This window comes from Streptomyces sp. BBFR51 (assembly GCF_044591655.1).
Classification (GTDB): domain Bacteria; phylum Actinomycetota; class Actinomycetes; order Streptomycetales; family Streptomycetaceae; genus Streptomyces.
The window spans coordinates 2,136,945-2,153,641 of the sequence record NZ_CP172448.1 but is presented as its reverse complement, the minus strand read 5'-3'; the positions used below and the strand labels follow the sequence as shown (position 1 = coordinate 2,153,641).

Below are 16,697 nucleotides of genomic sequence, written 5' to 3'. Positions count from 1 at the left end.
GGTCCACGGCATGTGTTCCTACTCCCAGCGGAAGAACTTCCCCGCGGCCGCGAGCCCCACGACCGCCCACACGGCGAGGATGCCCAGGTCGCCCCAGGGCATCGAGGCCCCGTGCTGGAGGACGTCCCGCAACCCGTCCGACAGGGCGGAGATCGGCAGCAGCCCCAGCACGCTCTGTGCCGCGTCCGGGAACTTGTCCAGCGGCACGATCACCCCGCCGCCCACGAGGAGCAGCAGGAAGACCAGGTTGGCGGCGGCCAGCGTGGCCTCCGCCTTCAGCGTGCCCGCCATGAGCAGCCCGAGCCCGGAGAAGGCCGCGGTGCCGAGGACCAGGAGCAGCAGCACGGCCGCCGGGTTGCCCTGCGGCGACCAGCCCAGCGCGAAGGCGATCACCGTCAGCAGGACGATCTGGAGCACCTCGGTGACCAGGACCGACACCGTCTTCGCGGTCATCAGGGCCCAGCGGGGCAGCGGCGAGGACGCCAGCCGCTTCAGCACCCCGTACCGGCGCTCGAAGCCGGTGGCGATGGCCTGCCCGGTGAACGCCGTCGACATCACGGCCAGCGCGAGGATGCCGGGAGCGAGGAAGTCGACGGCCTCGCCGGCGCCGGTGTCGATGATGTCCACGGAGCTGAACAGGACGAGCAGCAGCGTCGGGATGATCACGGTCAGCAGCAGTTGCTCGCCGTTGCGCAGCAGCATCTTCGTCTCGAGCACGGCCTGCGCCGCGATCATGCGCCCCAGCGGAGCGGCGCCGGGCCTGGGTGCGTAGGCGCCGGGGGTGCCGGTGCTCCCGGCGGTGTCCGTGGTCGTTGTCATGAGCGCAGCTCCTTGCCCGTCAGCTCCAGGCTGTGTCTTCCCGGGGGACGACCCCCGGACCCCCGGCCGTCCTCAATACCGACCGAGATCATGAGCGCAGCTCCTTGCCCGTCAGCTCCAGGAACACGTCCTCCAGGGTGTGCCGTTCCACCGAGATGCGGTCCGGCATCACCCCGTGCTGGGCGCACCAGGAGGCCACCGTCGCGAGCAGCTGCGGGTCGACCTCGCCGTTCACCCGGTAGGAGCCCGGCGTCAGCTCGGCGGCCGCGGAGTCCGGGGGGAGTGCCTTGAGCAGGGACGCGACGTCCAGTCCCGGGCGGCCGGAGAACCGCAGGGTGTTCTCGGCGCCGCCGCGGCACAGCTCCTCCGGGGAGCCCTGCGCGACGACCCGGCCGGCGTCGACGATGGCGACGTCGTCGGCCAGCTGCTCGGCCTCGTCCATGTGGTGCGTGGTGAGGATCACCGAGACGCCGTCGCCGCGCAGGTCCCGTACGAGGTCCCAGGTGGCGCGGCGGGCCTGCGGGTCCAGGCCGGCGGTCGGCTCGTCCAGGAACACCAGCTCCGGGCGGCCGACCACGGCCATCGCGAGGGCGAGCCGCTGCTGCTGCCCGCCCGAGAGCCTGCGGTACGTCGTGCGGCCGCACGAGCCGAGTCCGAGCCGCTCGATCAGGGCGTCGACGTCCAGCGGATGGGCGTGCAGCTTCGCGACGTGGCGCAGCATCTCGTCCGCGCGCGCACCCGAGTAGACGCCGCCGGACTGGAGCATCACGCCGATCCGCGGGCGCAGCGCGGAGCCCTGTCTCACCGGGTCCAGGCCCAGGACACGCACGGTCCCGGAGTCCGGCCTCCGGTATCCCTCACAGGTCTCGACCGTGGTCGTCTTGCCCGCCCCGTTGGGGCCGAGCACGGCGGTGACACCCGTATGGGCCACCAGGTCGAGGCCGTCCACCGCGGTCTTCGTGCCGTACCGCTTCACCAGGGCCTGGACCTGGACCACGGGCTCGCTTCGCATGGGTCACGAGTCTAGGTAGCTGGACGGGCCATCGGGCGCGGGGGTGTGGAAAACTCCTCCCGCCCCTCCGACGGGCCTCACTCGCGCGGGCGATGCGTGGTCAGCCACCGTTCGGCGTAGGCGACCGCGTCCGGCAGCGGGAACAGGCGTACGTCGGCCGCGCCGATCCTCGCGCGTACGACCGGACGGTCGCGCTCGAAGTCGTGGCCCAGCTCGTCGAACCGCTCCGACGTGATCGACACCTCCGTCACCCGCTCCCAGCCCACCGGCCCCGGGCGCCCCACCTGCACCAGCGGGGAGGGAATCCGGTACTCGGCGAGGTGGAAGCCGGTGCACGCCTCGTAGCCCGCGCCGAGCAGCAGCACCCGGGCGTCCAGCCGTTCCAGCGTCGCCAGCGGACTGCGCTCGCCGAGCCGGCAGTCGGTCGCGTGGCCCGCGACCACCTCGGCGGCACGGGCGCCGAGGGCCGCGAAGGAGGTCTGCGGATGCGCGCTGCGCCGGGCGCCCGGCCAGGTGCGCACCGTCTCGGGGATCACGCCGACCCCGCGCGAGGGCGTGATCAGCGGGTCGTAGGCGGGCATCGCGGCCCGCACGGTGTCCCACCACTCCTCGGGCACCGGCGGGCTCTTCCACAGCGCCGGGTCCGAGAGGTCGCCGGTCTGGGTGGGAACCACCAGCGTGCCGCTCGGACCGAGCACGTCGAGCAGTGCCTGGACGACGGCGACCGGTCCTCCGCAGACCCAGCCGAGGGAGCTGAGGGAGGAGTGCGCGAGGAGGGTGTCGCCGGTGCGCACACCCAGCTCGCGCAGCCCGGCGGCGATCGTGCCCCGGGTGACGAGTGGGCCGGTGGGAGGGGGTGTGGGCATGCGGGGGAGTGTTCCGGAAACCGGTTGGGCACGCCACCGGATTGGCGCCGTGCCCGCTCCGGAGTGATCGATCAAAGATCGTTTCCGCAGGTCACGTTAGGTATACCTAAGTGACGCAGGGCACCGTCCGATGATCCGGACCCGGCTTGCCCGCCTCGGATGAATTACGCAACAATGGCGTTGTGAAAAACGTTGGCGAGGCTCCGCAGGAGGAACTCGCGACCGGTGAGCGGTCCACCCGCAACCGCGTCGCGCGCTCCATCCTGGACCACGGGCCGTCGACCGTCGCCGAGCTCGCCGGACGCCTGGGCCTGACCCAGGCCGCCGTCCGGCGCCACCTCGACGCCCTGGTCGCCGACGACGTGGTGGAGGCCCGCGAGCAGCGGGTCTACGGCGCGCGCACGCGCGGACGGCCCGCCAAGGTCTTCGCGCTCACCGACTGCGGCCGGGACGCCTTCGACCAGTCGTACGACAAGCTGGCCGCCGACGCCCTGCGCTGGATCGCCGAGCAGGAGGGCGGGGAGCAGGCGATCGCCGCCTTCGCCCGCGCCAGGATCGCCGCCCAGTCGGGCGCGTATCGCAAGGCCGTCGAATCCGTCCCCGCCGAAAAGCGCGCCGAAGCCCTGGCCAAGGCCCTGAGCGAGGACGGGTACGCTGCTACCGCGCGGAGCGCACCCCACCCCCAGCAGGGCGAGCAGCTGTGCCAGCACCACTGCCCGGTCGCCCACGTCGCGGAGCAGTTTCCGCAGCTGTGCGAGGCGGAGACGGAATTTTTCGCCGAGCTGCTCGGTACGCATGTACAGCGGCTCGCGACCATCGCGCACGGCGACGGGGTCTGCACCACGTTCATTCCGAAGACTTCGAAGCCTTCCGAGACTTCCAAGACCCACAACGCATCTGCAAGCACGGCCGGGAGGAACCCCGCATGACTCTCCCCACGGAGACTGCTCACCCCGAGCTCGAGGGCCTGGGCAAGTACGAATACGGCTGGGCCGACTCCGACACGGCCGGCGCCTCTGCCAAGCGCGGCATCAACGAGGACGTCGTCCGCGACATCTCCGAGAAGAAGTCCGAGCCGGAGTGGATGACCAAGCTCCGTCTCAAGGGTCTGCGCCTGTTCGAGAAGAAGCCCATGCCGAACTGGGGCTCGGACCTGTCGGGGATCGACTTCGACAACATCAAGTACTTCGTGCGCTCCACGGAGAAGCAGGCGGAGTCCTGGGAGGACCTGCCCGAGGACATCAAGAACACCTACGACAAGCTCGGCATCCCCGAGGCGGAGAAGCAGCGCCTCGTCGCCGGTGTCGCGGCCCAGTACGAGTCCGAGGTCGTCTACCACCAGATCCGCGAGGACCTGGAGGAGCAGGGCGTCATCTTCCTGGACACCGACACCGCCCTGAAGGAGCACCCGGAGCTCTTCAAGGAGTACTTCGGCACCGTCATCCCCGTCGGTGACAACAAGTTCGCGTCGCTGAACAGCGCCGTGTGGTCCGGCGGCTCCTTCATCTACGTGCCGAAGGGCGTGCACGTCGAGATCCCGCTCCAGGCCTACTTCCGTATCAACACGGAGAACATGGGCCAGTTCGAACGGACCCTGATCATCGTCGACGAGGGTGCCTACGTGCACTACGTCGAGGGCTGCACGGCTCCGATCTACAAGTCGGACTCGCTGCACTCCGCCGTGGTCGAGATCATCGTCAAGAAGAACGCCCGCTGCCGCTACACGACCATCCAGAACTGGTCGAACAACGTCTACAACCTGGTCACCAAGCGCGCCGTGGCGTACGAGGGCGCGACCATGGAGTGGATCGACGGCAACATCGGCTCCAAGGTGACGATGAAGTACCCGGCCGTCTACCTGATGGGCGAGCACGCCAAGGGCGAGACCCTGTCCATCGCCTTCGCGGGCGAGGGCCAGCACCAGGACGCCGGCTCCAAGATGGTCCACATGGCGCCGAACACCTCCTCCAACATCGTCTCGAAGTCCGTGGCCCGCGGTGGCGGCCGCACCTCCTACCGCGGTCTCGTCGAGATCGGCGAGGGCGCCCACGGCTCCAAGTCGAACGTGCTGTGCGACGCGCTGCTCGTCGACACCATCTCGCGCTCCGACACGTACCCCTACGTGGACGTCCGCGAGGACGACGTGTCCATGGGCCACGAGGCGACCGTCTCCAAGGTCTCCGAGGACCAGCTCTTCTACCTGATGAGCCGCGGTCTGAGCGAGTTCGAGGCGATGGCGATGATCGTGCGAGGCTTCGTCGAGCCGATCGCCAAGGAGCTGCCCATGGAGTACGCCCTCGAGCTCAACCGGCTGATCGAGCTGCAGATGGAAGGCGCGGTCGGTTAAGACCCGTCCCCGAAGCAGTCGCCAGATTTCTGACGTAGGAAGAGAGCAGACCGACAGCCATGGCTGAGGCTCAGAACATCCCCGTGGGGTCCACCACCGCGGGACAGATCGCGGTGGCCGCCGAGTCGACCGTCGCCACGCGCATGAGCGCGCCCGCGTCCTTCGACGTGGCGGACTTCCAGGTCCCCCACGGCCGCGAGGAGGAGTGGCGGTTCACCCCGCTGGAGCGGCTGCGCGGGCTGCACGACGGCACCGCGGTCGCCACCGGCGACGGCGTGAAGGTCGACATCGACGCCCCCGAGGGCGTCGTCGTCGAGACCGTCGGCCGCGACGACGCGCGCATCGGCAGGGCGGGCACCCCGGTGGACCGGGTCGCCGCCCAGGCCTACTCGGCGTTCGAGAAGGCCGGCGTGATCACCGTCCCCAAGGAGACGGTCCTCACCGAGCCGATCCGCATCGCCGTGCACGGCCAGGGCGGCACCGCCTACGCCCACCAGGTCGTCGAGCTGGGCGCCTTCGCCGAGGCCGTGGTCGTCATCGACCACACCGGTGACGCGGTCCTCGCCGCCAACGTGGACTACGTCCTGGGCGACGGCGCCAAGCTGACCGTCGTCTCCGTCCAGGACTGGGACGACAAGGGCGTGCACGTCGGCCAGCACAACGCCCTGATCGGCCGGGACGCCACCTTCAAGTCCTTCGTGGTCACCTTCGGCGGCGACCTGGTCCGGCTGCACCCGCGCGTGGCCTACGCGGGCCCCGGCGGCGAGGCCGAGCTGTTCGGTCTGTACTTCACCGACGCCGGCCAGCACCAGGAGCACCGCCTTCTGGTCGACCACAACGTCCCGCACTGCAAGTCCAACGTCGTCTACAAGGGCGCGCTCCAGGGCGAGGACGCGCACGCGGTCTGGATCGGCGACGTGCTCATCGAGGCCGCGGCCGAGGGCACCGACACCTACGAGATGAACCGCAACCTCGTCCTCACCGACGGCGCGCGGGTCGACTCGGTGCCGAACCTGGAGATCGAGACCGGCGAGATCGTCGGCGCCGGCCACGCCTCCGCCACCGGCCGCTTCGACGACGAGCAGCTCTTCTACCTGATGGCGCGCGGCATCCCCGAGATCGACGCCCGCCGCCTGGTGGTCCGCGGCTTCTTCGCCGAGCTGGTCCAGCAGATCGGTGTCCCGGACATCGAGGAGCGCCTCATCGCCAAGATCGACGAGGAGCTGGAGGCGTCGGTCTGATGACGTTCGTACGCGTCTGTGGAGCGGACGAGCTGGAGGAGGACACCCCCAAGCGGGTGGAACTCGACGGCACGCCGATCTCCGTCGTGCGGACCGAGGGCGAGGTCTTCGCGATCAACGACATCTGTTCGCACGCGAACGTGTCCCTCGCCGAGGGCGAGGTCGACGACTGTCACATCGAGTGCTGGCTGCACGGCTCGCGCTTCGACCTCCGTTCCGGCAAGCCCGACAGTCTTCCGGCGACGCGCCCCGTTCCCGTTTACCCCGTAAAGATCGAAGGGGACGACGTGCTCGTCTCCCTCACCCAGGAGTCCTGAGGCACCCATGGCAACGCTTGAAATCCGAGACCTGCACGTCACCGTCGAGGCCGACAACGCCACGAAGGAGATCCTCAAGGGCGTCGACCTCACCGTGAAGCAGGGCGAGACGCACGCCATCATGGGCCCCAACGGCTCCGGCAAGTCCACGCTCGCCTACTCCCTCGCGGGTCACCCCAAGTACACGATCACCAGCGGCACCGTCACCCTCGACGGCGAGGACGTCCTGGAGATGTCCGTCGACGAGCGCGCCCGCGCCGGCCTGTTCCTCGCGATGCAGTACCCGGTCGAGGTCCCCGGCGTCTCGGTCTCCAACTTCCTGCGCACCTCCGCCACCGCCGTCCGCGGCGAGGCCCCCAAGCTGCGCCACTGGGTGAAGGAGGTCAAGGAGACCATGGAGCGCCTCAACATGGACCCCGCCTTCGCCGAGCGCAACGTCAACGAGGGCTTCTCCGGCGGTGAGAAGAAGCGCCACGAGATCCTCCAGATGGAGCTGCTCAAGCCGAAGATCGCGATCCTCGACGAGACCGACTCCGGCCTCGACGTCGACGCCCTGCGCGTCGTCTCCGAGGGCGTCAACCGCGTCCACGAGTCCGGTGAGGTCGGCACCCTGCTGATCACGCACTACACGCGCATCCTGCGCTACATCAAGCCCGACCACGTCCACGTCTTCGCGAACGGCCGCATCGCCGAGTCGGGCGGCCCCGAGCTGGCCGACAAGCTGGAGGCCGAGGGCTACGAGGCATACACGAAGGGTGGCGCATCCGAGTGACACAGCTGCCGGGCCTCCTCGACGAGTCCAGGCTTTTGGGCGAGGCGATCCGCAAGGACTTCCCCATCCTGGACCGCCAGGTCCACGACGGGCACAAGCTCGTGTACCTGGACAACGCGGCGACCAGCCAGAAGCCGCGACAGGTGCTGGACGCGCTCAACGAGTACTACGAGCGCTACAACGCCAACGTCCACCGCGGTGTGCACGTCCTCGCCGAGGAGGCCACGGCGCTGTACGAGGGCGCGCGTGACAAGGTCGCGGAGTTCATCAACGCGCCCTCGCGCGACGAGGTGATCTTCACCAAGAACGCCTCGGAGTCCCTCAACCTCGTCGCGAACATGCTGGGCTGGGCCGACGACCCCTACCGCGTGGACCACGAGACCGAGATCGTCATCACGGAGATGGAGCACCACTCCAACATCGTGCCGTGGCAGCTGCTGGCGCAGCGCACCGGCGCGAAGCTCCGCTGGTTCGGCCTCACCGACGACGGCCGCCTGGACCTGTCCAACATCGACGAGGTCATCACCGAGAAGACGAAGATCGTCTCCTTCGTGCTGGTCTCCAACATCCTGGGCACCCAGAACCCGGTCGAGGCGATCGTGCGCCGCGCCCAGGAGGTCGGCGCCCTCGTCTGCATCGACGCCTCCCAGGCCGCACCGCACATGCCGCTGGACGTACAGGCCCTCCAGGCCGACTTCGTGGCCTTCACCGGCCACAAGATGTGCGGCCCGACCGGCATCGGCGTCCTGTGGGGCCGCCAGGAGCTGCTCGAGGACCTCCCGCCGTTCCTCGGCGGCGGCGAGATGATCGAGACGGTCTCGATGCACTCCTCCACCTACGCCCCGGCCCCGCACAAGTTCGAGGCGGGCACGCCCCCGATCGCCCAGGCGGTCGGTCTCGGCGCGGCGATCGACTATCTCGGCTCGATCGGCATGGACAAGATCCTCGCCCACGAGCACGCGCTGACCGAGTACGCGGTCAAGCGTCTGCTGGAGGTCCCGGACCTGCGCATCATCGGCCCGACGACGGCCGAGGAGCGCGGCGCGGCGATCTCCTTCACGCTGGGGGACATCCACCCGCACGACGTGGGTCAGGTACTGGACGAGCAGGGCATCGCCGTCCGGGTCGGCCACCACTGCGCCCGACCGGTGTGCCTGCGCTACGGAATTCCTGCGACCACGCGAGCGTCGTTCTATCTGTACTCCACGCCGGCCGAGATCGACGCGCTGGTCGACGGCCTGGAGCACGTACGGAACTTCTTCGGCTGACGGGACGAGCGAAGAGCATGAAGCTGGACTCCATGTACCAGGAAGTCATCCTGGACCACTACAAGAACCCGCACGGGCGGGGCTTGCGGGATGGCGACGCCGAGGTCCACCACGTCAACCCGACATGCGGCGACGAGATCACGCTCCGCGTGAAGTACGACGGCACGACGATCAGTGACGTCAGCTACGAGGGCCAGGGCTGCTCGATCAGCCAGGCGAGCGCCTCCGTGCTGAACGACCTGCTGGTCGGCAAGGACCTGGCCCAGGCGCGGCGGATCCAGGAGACCTTCCTGGAGCTGATGCAGTCCAAGGGCCGGATCGAGCCCGACGACGCGATGGAGGAGGTCCTGGAGGACGCGGTCGCGTTCGCCGGGGTCTCGAAGTACCCGGCCCGGGTCAAGTGCGCCCTGCTGAGCTGGATGGCCTGGAAGGACGCGACGGCCCAGGCACTGGACGGCGCCGACGCCGAGAAGGAGACGACGGCATGAGTGAGACCGTGGAAATGAAGCCGGCCTCCGAGGAGGAGGTCCGTGAGGCACTGCTGGACGTCGTGGACCCCGAGCTGGGCATCGACGTCGTCAACCTGGGCCTGATCTACGGCGTCCACATCGACGACGCGAACATCGCGACCATCGACATGACGCTGACGTCTGCGGCCTGTCCGCTGACGGACGTGATCGAGGACCAGGCCAAGTCCGCCACGGACGGCCTCGTCAACGAACTGCGCATCAACTGGGTGTGGATGCCGCCGTGGGGCCCCGACAAGATCACGGACGACGGGCGCGAGCAGTTGCGTGCGCTCGGGTTCAACGTCTGAGACACACCCGGTCACACCCGGCACTGTTCCGGAAAACGGCGGCACCCCTCGGGTGTCGCCGTTTCCATGTTCCCGCGCACCCTCGTTATGTACGCTCGTACACATGGGATATCTGCTCCTGGCCGGAGCCATCGCCGCCGAGGTCGCCGGGACCACCGCCATGAAGTACAGCGAGGGCTTCAGCAGGCTGGTGCCGTCGCTGCTGACGGCGCTCGGCTACGTGCTCTCCTTCGCGCTCCTCGCCCAGACCCTGAAGATCCTCTCCGTGGGCACCGCGTATGCCATCTGGGCCGGCGTGGGCACGGCCGCCATCGCCACGATCGGGGTGACGTTCATGGGCGAGGGGATGACGGCGACCAAGGCCGCCGGCATCGCGCTGATCATCATCGGCGTCGTCGTCCTCAACCTGGACGGCGCGCACTGATGTCCCGCCGCCACGACCCCGAGCGACGGCAGCGGATCATCGACGCGGCGATCCGGGTCGTGGGGGAGAAGGGCATCGCCGGCCTCAGCCACCGCACCGTCGCCGCCGAGGCGGACGTCCCCCTCGGCTCCACGACATACCACTTCGCGACCCTGGACGAACTCCTGGTCGCCGCCCTGCGCCAGGCCAACGAGGGCTTCGCCAAGGTGGTCGCCGCGCACCCGGCCCTGTCCGACGAGGGCGCCGACCTGCCCGGCGAACTCGCCCGCGTCCTCGGCGAGTGGCTGGGCGGCGACCGCACCGGCGTCGAGCTGGAGTACGAGCTGTACCTGGCCGCCCTGCGCCGCCCCGCCCTGCGTCCGGTCGCCGCCGAGTGGGCCGAGGGCGTAGGCGGCCTCCTGGCCCGGCGCACGGACCCGGTGACGGCCCGCGCCCTGGTCGCCGTACTGGACGGCATCTGCCTACAGGTCCTGCTGACGGACACGCCCTACGACGAGGTGTACGCACGGGAGGTCCTGGCGCGGGTCGTCCCCGGGACCGGCACCCGAGACGGCCGGGGTCCCGGCTCGCCTCCACCGGCGACGGCCGGTTAGGTTGCCCTCATGACCGACACGACTGCTCCCCGTACGACCGGCGCCGTGGCCGCCGGGCTTGCCACCGTGGCCGCCGACGGCACCGTCCTCGACACCTGGTTCCCGGCCCCCGAACTCACCGCCGAGCCGGGCCCGGCCGGCACCGAGCGGCTCACCGCCGAGCAGGCCGCCGACCTCCTCGGCGGCGGCGCGACCGCGGCGACCGGTCCGGACGCCCGCCGGGGCGTCGAGGTGGTCGCGGTCCGCACGGTCATCTCCTCGCTGGACGACAAGCCGCTCGACACGCACGACGTCTACCTGCGCCTGCACCTGCTCTCCCACCGCCTGGTCAAGCCGCACGGCCTGAGCCTGGACGGCCAGTTCGCCCACCTCGCCAACGTCGCCTGGACCTCGCTCGGCCCGGTCGCCGTCGACGACGTCGAGAAGGTCCGTCTCAACGCCCGCGCCGAGGGCCTGCACCTCCAGGTCACCTCGATCGACAAGTTCCCCCGCATGACGGACTACGTCGCCCCCAAGGGCGTCCGCATCGCCGACGCCGACCGCGTCCGCCTCGGCGCGCACCTCTCCGAGGGCACCACCGTCATGCACGAGGGCTTCGTCAACTTCAACGCCGGCACGCTCGGTACCTCGATGGTCGAGGGCCGCATCTCCGCGGGCGTCGTCGTCGGCGACGGCTCCGACATCGGCGGCGGCGCGTCCACCATGGGCACCCTCTCCGGCGGCGGCAACGTCCGCATCACCATCGGCGAGCGCTGCCTGGTCGGCGCCGAGGCGGGCGTCGGCATCGCGCTGGGCGACGAGTGCGTCGTCGAGGCCGGCCTCTACGTCACCGCCGGCACCCGCGTCACCATGCCCGACGGCCAGGTCGTCAAGGCCCGCGAACTCTCCGGCGTCTCCAACATCCTCTTCCGCCGCAACTCGGTCACGGGCACGGTCGAGGCCCGCCCGAACAACGCGGTGTGGGGCGGCCTGAACGAGATCCTGCACAGCCACAACTGATCACGGGTGGCCGTGACCTGCGGCCGCCTTACCGATCAACGCCCTGACCTGCTGCTGAGCTGTCGGTAGCTGTCGACGTTGGTCAACGCTGAGCGCCCTTCCACGGCCCTAGGACGGCCCGGGAGGGCGCTTGTGCGTTGATGGAGACAGCCACTTTAAGCAGTTCGTCCTCGCCCCAACGTAGTTGCAGTCCACCAGACGTACCGGCGCCGTAAGCGTCTACGTGTTGTGCACGTTGGTGTCAACGCTGGATGTCAGCGGGACACCTTAGTCCTATCAAGCATGCCGTCGGCACACACTTCCACAGCGAACGACAGGCTCGCCGACCACGTCTGCGCTCGGGAGGTAATCAAGGTGCCCAGCCACAGGTGTCAGGGCACGCGCGACAGCTCACCCGTTGCCGTTCTGCCCTGAAGTCTGTACAGTTCTAGAACAACCAAGACTGAGGAGGGCTCATGGATGCAGCACCGCTGACCGATGCCCGGGACCGGTTGAGTGAAATTGTCGACAGTGTCGCGGCATCCGGTGAAGCGTTCATGATCACCAAGCATGGCAAGCCAATGGCGGTCATCTTGGGTGCGGACGAGTATGAATCGCTGATCGAAACGCTCAATGTGCTTTCGGACTCCGACACCATGGATGCGATCAATGAAGCCCGAAGTGAGGCTGAGGAGTTCGCAGAGAAGGAGTGAAAGATGCCTACGCTGAGTCGGCGCGCTCAGAAGGACCTTGAACAACTCCCAGATCCTCTGCGGACTAAGGCGCTCAACATCATTGACCGCTTGGACTCTGAGCCTGGGCTGGGAAAAAAGCTTTTGGGTGCCCTGTCGGGCATTCGCTCCGCTCGCTTGGGTCGGTCTCACCGTATTCTGTACGAGGTGAAAGATACGGGGATTTCGCACGTGCTCACCGTGTCTCAGCGGAGGGACGCTTATCGGTGACAAGTGAAATGATTCCCGAGAGTGGACCAGAGAGAGAAATCTTTCTTCGTGCATTACGATTGTTCAGCGACTCGTGCCGTCCGCCAGACCTGCTACCCGGGTGCCCATTCTCCGTGGATCTCCCGAAAGGGGGAAGAGGGTGTGGGGAAGAGTGCATTGATCTCTTGGAGCGGTACGGGGAACCTGAACAAGCTGGTGGAATCGAGTTCGGTCACGGGATTGCTGCCGCTCCTCTGAGGAACCCTGCGGGTGCGGAGTTGGCCACGATGGCGAATGGCCGTCCCTTTGATGCGGCGGAAATTAGGCTGCGGGATAAGGGTGTACCAGATCTCTCACGCTGGTCGACAACCACTCTTGTCTCTGAGTTGCGCGACAGTTTCATACCCAGCCCTCAGGCCCTATCCCTCGCAGGGCGGGCCGACTTCTGTCGTCAGGTCTGCGTCGAGATTGATCGACGAGGGATATCGGCGAGCGGATTAGTCCGCTATGGGCTAGGGGCCCAATTCGCGCATACGATCCCGCTCGCCGTCACAGCCCCGGCCCTGATGGCTGTGGACAAGAGTTTCGCTAAGCGCAACGGGTACGGAGAAGGGGATACTCTCCCCGAGGCTCCGCCTGACTGGCTTCAGCTGGCTGATCTTATCGCGGCTGACACCGAAGCTACAGGACTTCCGCCGCTGGCTGGAACTGCCTCACCACGAGCGCTGGCTCGTCGCAGGATGAACGCTGCCCTTACCAACGCGTTCACAGACAGGCTTCACGGTTGGGTGGAGGTAGCCGGGTTCGAAGCCTTGATTGATTGGAGAGCACCAGGGGTTAGCGAGTTTCTGGATCTCTCTCTTCCTGCATCTACGAGTGCCAGGAAAGAGGCCCTTGGCCGCAATTTCTGGCTAATGGATCGCCTGACGGAGACTTACCTTTCTGACTGGCGTTTCCGGTCATTGCAGCTTGAATGGCTCTATTGCCGGGGCGAGGGAGAAGCTCCCTGTTCCCGTAAGGTGCTGCGAGAGAGGCGTATCGAGCGAAATGACCTAGCGCTCGCCTTGTCGGATGCAGCTTCGCGCCGAGGTAAAGTGAACGAGGAGTCGGCGGCGCTGCATTCAATGGCGACCCGACTGGTAGTGGCCGGGCAGGTCGCCTCGGCGACGGAGCTTCTGAAACTCGCACAAAATAATGACCCCGAAGATCCCAAGCTGCTCAATTCTCTTGGGTTCTGCCTGCTTCCTGAGGATCCGCAGGCTGCGCTTGGTTATTTGGAGCGGGCTCGCTCATTCGGCTATAGGCACACAATAAATGTGTGCAACATGCTTTACGGACTTCTCCGACTGGGTAAGCATGCCGCCGTACTCGAGCTCTCGGAAGTAACGTTGGCCAACTGGTCAGACTTGGACCGGGCTTATTCAATTCTGTGGGACTACTCCTCAGAGCAGCCCAGGATCCTTAAGCGGGCGTGTCCGCGGTGCTACATCCGAGAAGTTGCGCTCTATGTGGTCCGTCACCACGGTGATGAAACTAGCCGTCTGCGATGGCGTGAGATCACACGGGGCTTGCGGCATGACTCTTAGGTTGGCGGAGCGGCTTTGGGCTGGAGCTGCTTTGGGGCGAGTGATCTTGGCCCCGTAAGCTCATGGCGAGTCGGGCAGTCTGTGGACCTGCCCGTTAAAGCACGACGTTGGGGCCAAGATCTTAGAGGCTCGCCCCAAAGTGGCTGCCTAAAGCCGTGGAGCCGACCGCCCCAGCCACAGAGGGTGTCTCCCCACTTCATGCCCGCAGCCGCCGAGCGCGCCGCCGGGCGCGGCCAGCCGGGGCGAAGACAGGAGGCGGGCCGCGCCGTAGAGGCGGCGCGCGCCCGCGCCGTGCGCGGGCCTTGATGAAGTAGGGAAAGTTCTACCGCGTCCATGATCCGGAACGGACACTCCCGGGCTGTCGGCTACGTGCCCGTCTCGGCTACCGTGCGACCTATGCCCTCTGGATTGGACACGCCCCAAGGCGCGGCCGAACTGGCCGAGTCGCTGTTGCCCCCGCTCGGGAACCGCTGGCTGCACACTCAGGCCGTCGCGGCTCGTGCCCAGGAGGCATCCGCGGCTGTGCCCGAGGAGGATCGCGAACTGCTCGTCGCTGCGGCCTGGCTGCATGACCTCGGCTACGCGCCCGAGCTTCGCGACACGGGGTTCCACCCGATCGATGGTGCGCGGCATCTCAAATCGCTCGGGGCGCCGGCACGCCTCGTCCGCCTGGTCGCTCACCACTCCGGGGCTGTCTACGAGGCCGAACAGCGTGGTCTGACTGCGGAGCTGGACGCCTACGAGCGGGAAGACTCCCCGGTGCTGGATGCCCTGATCTACGCCGACATGACGACCGGCCCGGCCGGGCAGCCCTTCGACTTCGATCGTCGCATTGACGAGATCCTGGAGCGGTACGCAGAGGGCAGCGAGGTGCACAACGCGATCAGCAAGGCGCGTCCGTACCTCGGGGCCGCCGTCGAGCGGACGCGCGCTCGCCTCGCTGGCTAGCCGATGTGGGGAGCGGTCTCGTCGGACAGGCCGTGATCGATCCGCATCCGCATCGACGGGTGGATGTTCAGGCTGTCGAGTCGGCTCGGGTCCACGAACGCCACCTCCTTGCTCTCGCTGCTCGTGCGCAGCTCGCCGCCGACGATGCGGGCCCGGAAGCAGATGGAGAACTGCTGGCGGACCTCGCCGTCGTCGTACGCCATGACGTGAGCCGGGTTGGTGTAGATGCCGACCAGGCCCGTCACCTCGACGTCGAAGCCCGTCTCTTCCTTCGTCTCCCGTACGGCGGCGTCGGGGGCTGACTCGCCCACGTCGACTCCGCCGCCGGGCAGGGCCCAGAGGTTGTTGTCGGTCTTGTGGATGAGCAGGACTTCCCCGGCCTCGTTGACCGCCACCGCGGTTACTGACGGGACGATGCTGTTCGCCTTCGGGGCGTCCGGGTCGTTGAAGTAGTCGATGCGGGCCATGGGTCAAGCCTCGCATGTCTGGGGGCTGGTCGCGGTTGTGCAGGCATCCCCCTACGCAGGGCCTCCGCGCTCCCAGGCGTAGTCGAAGCTGCGCATGTAGTGCCGGAACGTCCGGGCTCCCGGGATGTACCGGAAGTGCAGGACCGGGTTCTGTCCGGCCGGTGCTCCGAGGACATGCGGGTTCACCAACACGTCGTCGTCGAAGCGGTAGATCGAGTTGTAGAGGATCGTGTCGTGCAAGCGGACCTCGACGCCGGGCGTCGTCATCGCCGGTTCGAGGTAGCGACGTGTGATGCGGGCGCGTGCGGCCAGGTCGCCGCCGATGCCCTCCTCCTCGCCGCGCTGGCGGACCATTTCGGAGTCGGGGTCTCCCAGGAGGATCCGGATCTGTGCTCCGGCCTTGGCCTTCTCCGCCAACTGGTCCGGCAGGTCCGGGTGGCTGTCGAAGAGGAACAGTCCCGCGTACACGAGGACGTCTACCTGGTTCTTGGCCTTCTCGATCAGCGATGACCACAGGGCGGTCGGCACGGCTCCCCGGTGCGGGTAGTACGTGATCAGTTCCGACGTGCTCGCGGTCTCCGCCTGCTTCTGCACGCTGGGCCAGATGTAGACCTCATCGACGCCGAGGAAGCTCGCGGCCTTCCAGCGGTGTCCCCGGTGCGGCGTGCGGTCCGTCGTGATCCACCGTTCCACGCTCTTGGGGTCCACTCCGACGTGTTGAGCCACGGACTGAATCGTCTCGCCCTTCGCTGAAATGGCCGCGCGCAGACGCTCGTTCGCCATGACGTGTCCTCCCCTGGGACGCCGTAGGGACGTTTTGACGATAGCTCAGACGTCCCTAAACGTCCATACGGACCGTGATGCGTCCACCACCTTGCGCGGTCTCCTGAACTCACCGACGGAAGCCGTCGGTTCGACACCCCAGTGAGTTCAGGAGACAGACGATGCGTCAGATCCCCGTCGAGACCTCCACCGCCACCGTGATGGTGGCCCAGGCCCCCGAGCCGAAGATCCGTGACCGCCGTACCGGCGAGATCGCCACCGACGCCGAGACCGGCGCGACCCTGATGACCGTGAACGTGATGTTCGCCCTCAACGGCGACGTCGAGATCCTGAGCGTCACCGTGCCGGAGACCGGCGTCTCCGGAGAGCTGACCATGGGCACCCCGGTCGCGCTCACGGGACTGATCGCCCGACCGTGGGAGAACGAGTTCAACGGCCAGAAGCGGCACGGGATCGCCTTCCGCGCGGTCGCCGTCACCTCGCTCGCCGCCGACATGTCGAAGTCGAAGGCGGCCTGA

The 16,697-nt window shown here is 67.8% G+C and carries 20 protein-coding genes; 15 read left to right on the top strand and 5 right to left on the bottom strand.

Features of this window, described 5'->3' with window-relative positions; genetic code table 11:
* Nucleotides 1-18: 18 nt before the first annotated feature.
* From ACGH7X_RS09790 to ACGH7X_RS09780, 3 genes are all read right to left on the bottom strand, one after another.
* A complete protein-coding gene (locus ACGH7X_RS09790) occupies nt 19-819 on the bottom strand; it encodes an ABC transporter permease (RefSeq protein ID WP_399883731.1) in 801 nt (266 codons plus the stop codon).
* Nucleotides 820-907: 88 nt separating this feature from the next.
* Complete coding sequence (locus ACGH7X_RS09785) at nt 908-1,831, bottom strand: ABC transporter ATP-binding protein (protein WP_399883728.1); 924 nt, start codon at nt 1,829-1,831, stop codon at nt 908-910.
* Nucleotides 1,832-1,908: 77 nt separating this feature from the next.
* The gene (locus tag ACGH7X_RS09780) at nt 1,909-2,697 is read right to left on the bottom strand and encodes an aminoglycoside N(3)-acetyltransferase (protein WP_399883725.1); all 789 of its coding nucleotides are present in this window, start codon (nt 2,695-2,697) and stop codon (nt 1,909-1,911) included.
* 182 nt (nt 2,698-2,879) lie between these two features.
* Here ACGH7X_RS09780 and ACGH7X_RS09775 point away from each other — a divergent pair, with 182 nt between their 5' ends.
* The 14 genes from ACGH7X_RS09775 to ACGH7X_RS09710 all read left to right on the top strand — a co-directional run bounded on the left by ACGH7X_RS09775 (nt 2,880) and on the right by ACGH7X_RS09710 (nt 14,929).
* Complete coding sequence (locus tag ACGH7X_RS09775; RefSeq protein WP_399883722.1) at nt 2,880-3,626, top strand: helix-turn-helix transcriptional regulator; 747 nt, start codon at nt 2,880-2,882, stop codon at nt 3,624-3,626.
* Nucleotides 3,623-5,044: a Fe-S cluster assembly protein SufB gene (gene sufB, locus ACGH7X_RS09770; RefSeq protein WP_399883719.1), complete on the top strand. Its 1,422-nt coding sequence runs from the start codon at nt 3,623-3,625 to the stop codon at nt 5,042-5,044. Before ACGH7X_RS09775 ends, sufB begins: the two co-directional genes overlap by 4 nt.
* A gap of 59 nt (nt 5,045-5,103) precedes the next feature.
* Nucleotides 5,104-6,285 carry a Fe-S cluster assembly protein SufD gene (sufD, locus tag ACGH7X_RS09765; protein WP_399883716.1) on the top strand — a complete coding sequence of 394 codons (1,182 nt, stop codon included), beginning with the start codon at nt 5,104-5,106 and terminating at the stop codon, nt 6,283-6,285.
* A complete protein-coding gene (locus tag ACGH7X_RS09760) occupies nt 6,285-6,602 on the top strand; it encodes a non-heme iron oxygenase ferredoxin subunit (protein WP_053128856.1) in 318 nt (105 codons plus the stop codon). The genes sufD and ACGH7X_RS09760 overlap by 1 nt, the downstream gene beginning before the upstream one ends.
* A gap of 7 nt (nt 6,603-6,609) precedes the next feature.
* Entirely contained in the window at nt 6,610-7,374 is a 765-nt protein-coding gene (gene sufC, locus ACGH7X_RS09755; RefSeq protein ID WP_399883713.1) for a Fe-S cluster assembly ATPase SufC, read from the top strand.
* Complete coding sequence (locus ACGH7X_RS09750) at nt 7,371-8,642, top strand: cysteine desulfurase (RefSeq protein WP_399883710.1); 1,272 nt, start codon at nt 7,371-7,373, stop codon at nt 8,640-8,642. The genes sufC and ACGH7X_RS09750 overlap by 4 nt, the downstream gene beginning before the upstream one ends.
* Nucleotides 8,643-8,659: 17 nt before the next feature.
* Nucleotides 8,660-9,130 (top strand): Fe-S cluster assembly sulfur transfer protein SufU, encoded by a 471-nt coding sequence (gene sufU / locus ACGH7X_RS09745; RefSeq protein ID WP_121746393.1) that lies wholly within the window; start codon nt 8,660-8,662, stop codon nt 9,128-9,130.
* Complete coding sequence (locus tag ACGH7X_RS09740; protein WP_007448279.1) at nt 9,127-9,459, top strand: metal-sulfur cluster assembly factor; 333 nt, start codon at nt 9,127-9,129, stop codon at nt 9,457-9,459. The genes sufU and ACGH7X_RS09740 overlap by 4 nt, the downstream gene beginning before the upstream one ends.
* Nucleotides 9,460-9,562: 103 nt before the next feature.
* Entirely contained in the window at nt 9,563-9,883 is a 321-nt protein-coding gene (locus tag ACGH7X_RS09735) for a DMT family transporter (protein WP_399883706.1), read from the top strand.
* Nucleotides 9,883-10,476 carry a TetR/AcrR family transcriptional regulator gene (locus ACGH7X_RS09730; RefSeq protein ID WP_399883703.1) on the top strand — a complete coding sequence of 198 codons (594 nt, stop codon included), beginning with the start codon at nt 9,883-9,885 and terminating at the stop codon, nt 10,474-10,476. The genes ACGH7X_RS09735 and ACGH7X_RS09730 overlap by 1 nt, the downstream gene beginning before the upstream one ends.
* Nucleotides 10,477-10,485: 9 nt before the next feature.
* On the top strand, nt 10,486-11,475 hold the full coding sequence (dapD, locus tag ACGH7X_RS09725) for a 2,3,4,5-tetrahydropyridine-2,6-dicarboxylate N-succinyltransferase (protein ID WP_399883700.1): 990 nt from the start codon (nt 10,486-10,488) through the stop codon (nt 11,473-11,475).
* 455 nt (nt 11,476-11,930) lie between these two features.
* Nucleotides 11,931-12,167, top strand: coding sequence for a type II toxin-antitoxin system Phd/YefM family antitoxin (locus tag ACGH7X_RS09720; protein WP_153180425.1), 237 nt, complete (start codon nt 11,931-11,933; stop codon nt 12,165-12,167).
* 3 nt (nt 12,168-12,170) lie between these two features.
* Nucleotides 12,171-12,416, top strand: a complete 246-nt coding sequence (locus ACGH7X_RS09715; RefSeq protein ID WP_153180426.1) for a type II toxin-antitoxin system RelE/ParE family toxin — start codon at nt 12,171-12,173, stop codon at nt 12,414-12,416.
* A 1,961-nt stretch (nt 12,417-14,377) separates the two neighbouring features.
* Nucleotides 14,378-14,929, top strand: a complete 552-nt coding sequence (locus ACGH7X_RS09710; protein WP_399883696.1) for an HD domain-containing protein — start codon at nt 14,378-14,380, stop codon at nt 14,927-14,929.
* Here ACGH7X_RS09710 and ACGH7X_RS09705 read toward each other — a convergent pair.
* Both ACGH7X_RS09705 and ACGH7X_RS09700 read right to left on the bottom strand, forming a co-directional pair.
* Nucleotides 14,926-15,396, bottom strand: a complete 471-nt coding sequence (locus ACGH7X_RS09705) for an NUDIX hydrolase (RefSeq protein ID WP_054102439.1) — start codon at nt 15,394-15,396, stop codon at nt 14,926-14,928. The genes ACGH7X_RS09710 and ACGH7X_RS09705 overlap by 4 nt on opposite strands.
* Before the next feature lie 51 nt (nt 15,397-15,447).
* Nucleotides 15,448-16,122, bottom strand: coding sequence for an XRE family transcriptional regulator (locus ACGH7X_RS09700; RefSeq protein WP_399883692.1), 675 nt, complete (start codon nt 16,120-16,122; stop codon nt 15,448-15,450).
* A 218-nt stretch (nt 16,123-16,340) separates the two neighbouring features.
* Here ACGH7X_RS09700 and ACGH7X_RS09695 point away from each other — a divergent pair, with 218 nt between their 5' ends.
* Nucleotides 16,341-16,697, top strand: a complete 357-nt coding sequence (locus ACGH7X_RS09695; RefSeq protein ID WP_356367151.1) for a hypothetical protein — start codon at nt 16,341-16,343, stop codon at nt 16,695-16,697.

Coding starts and splice junctions, on each gene's coding strand:
- ACGH7X_RS09710 (WP_399883696.1), top strand. CDS start 14,378: ATGCCCTCTGGATTGGACACGCCCCAAGGCGCGGCCGAACTGGCCGAG.
- ACGH7X_RS09785 (WP_399883728.1), bottom strand. CDS start 1,831: ATGCGAAGCGAGCCCGTGGTCCAGGTCCAGGCCCTGGTGAAGCGGTAC.
- ACGH7X_RS09695 (WP_356367151.1), top strand. CDS start 16,341: ATGCGTCAGATCCCCGTCGAGACCTCCACCGCCACCGTGATGGTGGCC.
- sufB (WP_399883719.1), top strand. CDS start 3,623: ATGACTCTCCCCACGGAGACTGCTCACCCCGAGCTCGAGGGCCTGGGC.
- ACGH7X_RS09735 (WP_399883706.1), top strand. CDS start 9,563: ATGGGATATCTGCTCCTGGCCGGAGCCATCGCCGCCGAGGTCGCCGGG.
- sufU (WP_121746393.1), top strand. CDS start 8,660: ATGAAGCTGGACTCCATGTACCAGGAAGTCATCCTGGACCACTACAAG.
- dapD (WP_399883700.1), top strand. CDS start 10,486: ATGACCGACACGACTGCTCCCCGTACGACCGGCGCCGTGGCCGCCGGG.
- ACGH7X_RS09760 (WP_053128856.1), top strand. CDS start 6,285: ATGACGTTCGTACGCGTCTGTGGAGCGGACGAGCTGGAGGAGGACACC.
- ACGH7X_RS09715 (WP_153180426.1), top strand. CDS start 12,171: ATGCCTACGCTGAGTCGGCGCGCTCAGAAGGACCTTGAACAACTCCCA.
- ACGH7X_RS09780 (WP_399883725.1), bottom strand. CDS start 2,697: ATGCCCACACCCCCTCCCACCGGCCCACTCGTCACCCGGGGCACGATC.
- ACGH7X_RS09730 (WP_399883703.1), top strand. CDS start 9,883: ATGTCCCGCCGCCACGACCCCGAGCGACGGCAGCGGATCATCGACGCG.
- sufC (WP_399883713.1), top strand. CDS start 6,610: ATGGCAACGCTTGAAATCCGAGACCTGCACGTCACCGTCGAGGCCGAC.
- ACGH7X_RS09705 (WP_054102439.1), bottom strand. CDS start 15,396: ATGGCCCGCATCGACTACTTCAACGACCCGGACGCCCCGAAGGCGAAC.
- ACGH7X_RS09720 (WP_153180425.1), top strand. CDS start 11,931: ATGGATGCAGCACCGCTGACCGATGCCCGGGACCGGTTGAGTGAAATT.
- ACGH7X_RS09740 (WP_007448279.1), top strand. CDS start 9,127: ATGAGTGAGACCGTGGAAATGAAGCCGGCCTCCGAGGAGGAGGTCCGT.
- sufD (WP_399883716.1), top strand. CDS start 5,104: ATGGCTGAGGCTCAGAACATCCCCGTGGGGTCCACCACCGCGGGACAG.
- ACGH7X_RS09790 (WP_399883731.1), bottom strand. CDS start 819: ATGACAACGACCACGGACACCGCCGGGAGCACCGGCACCCCCGGCGCC.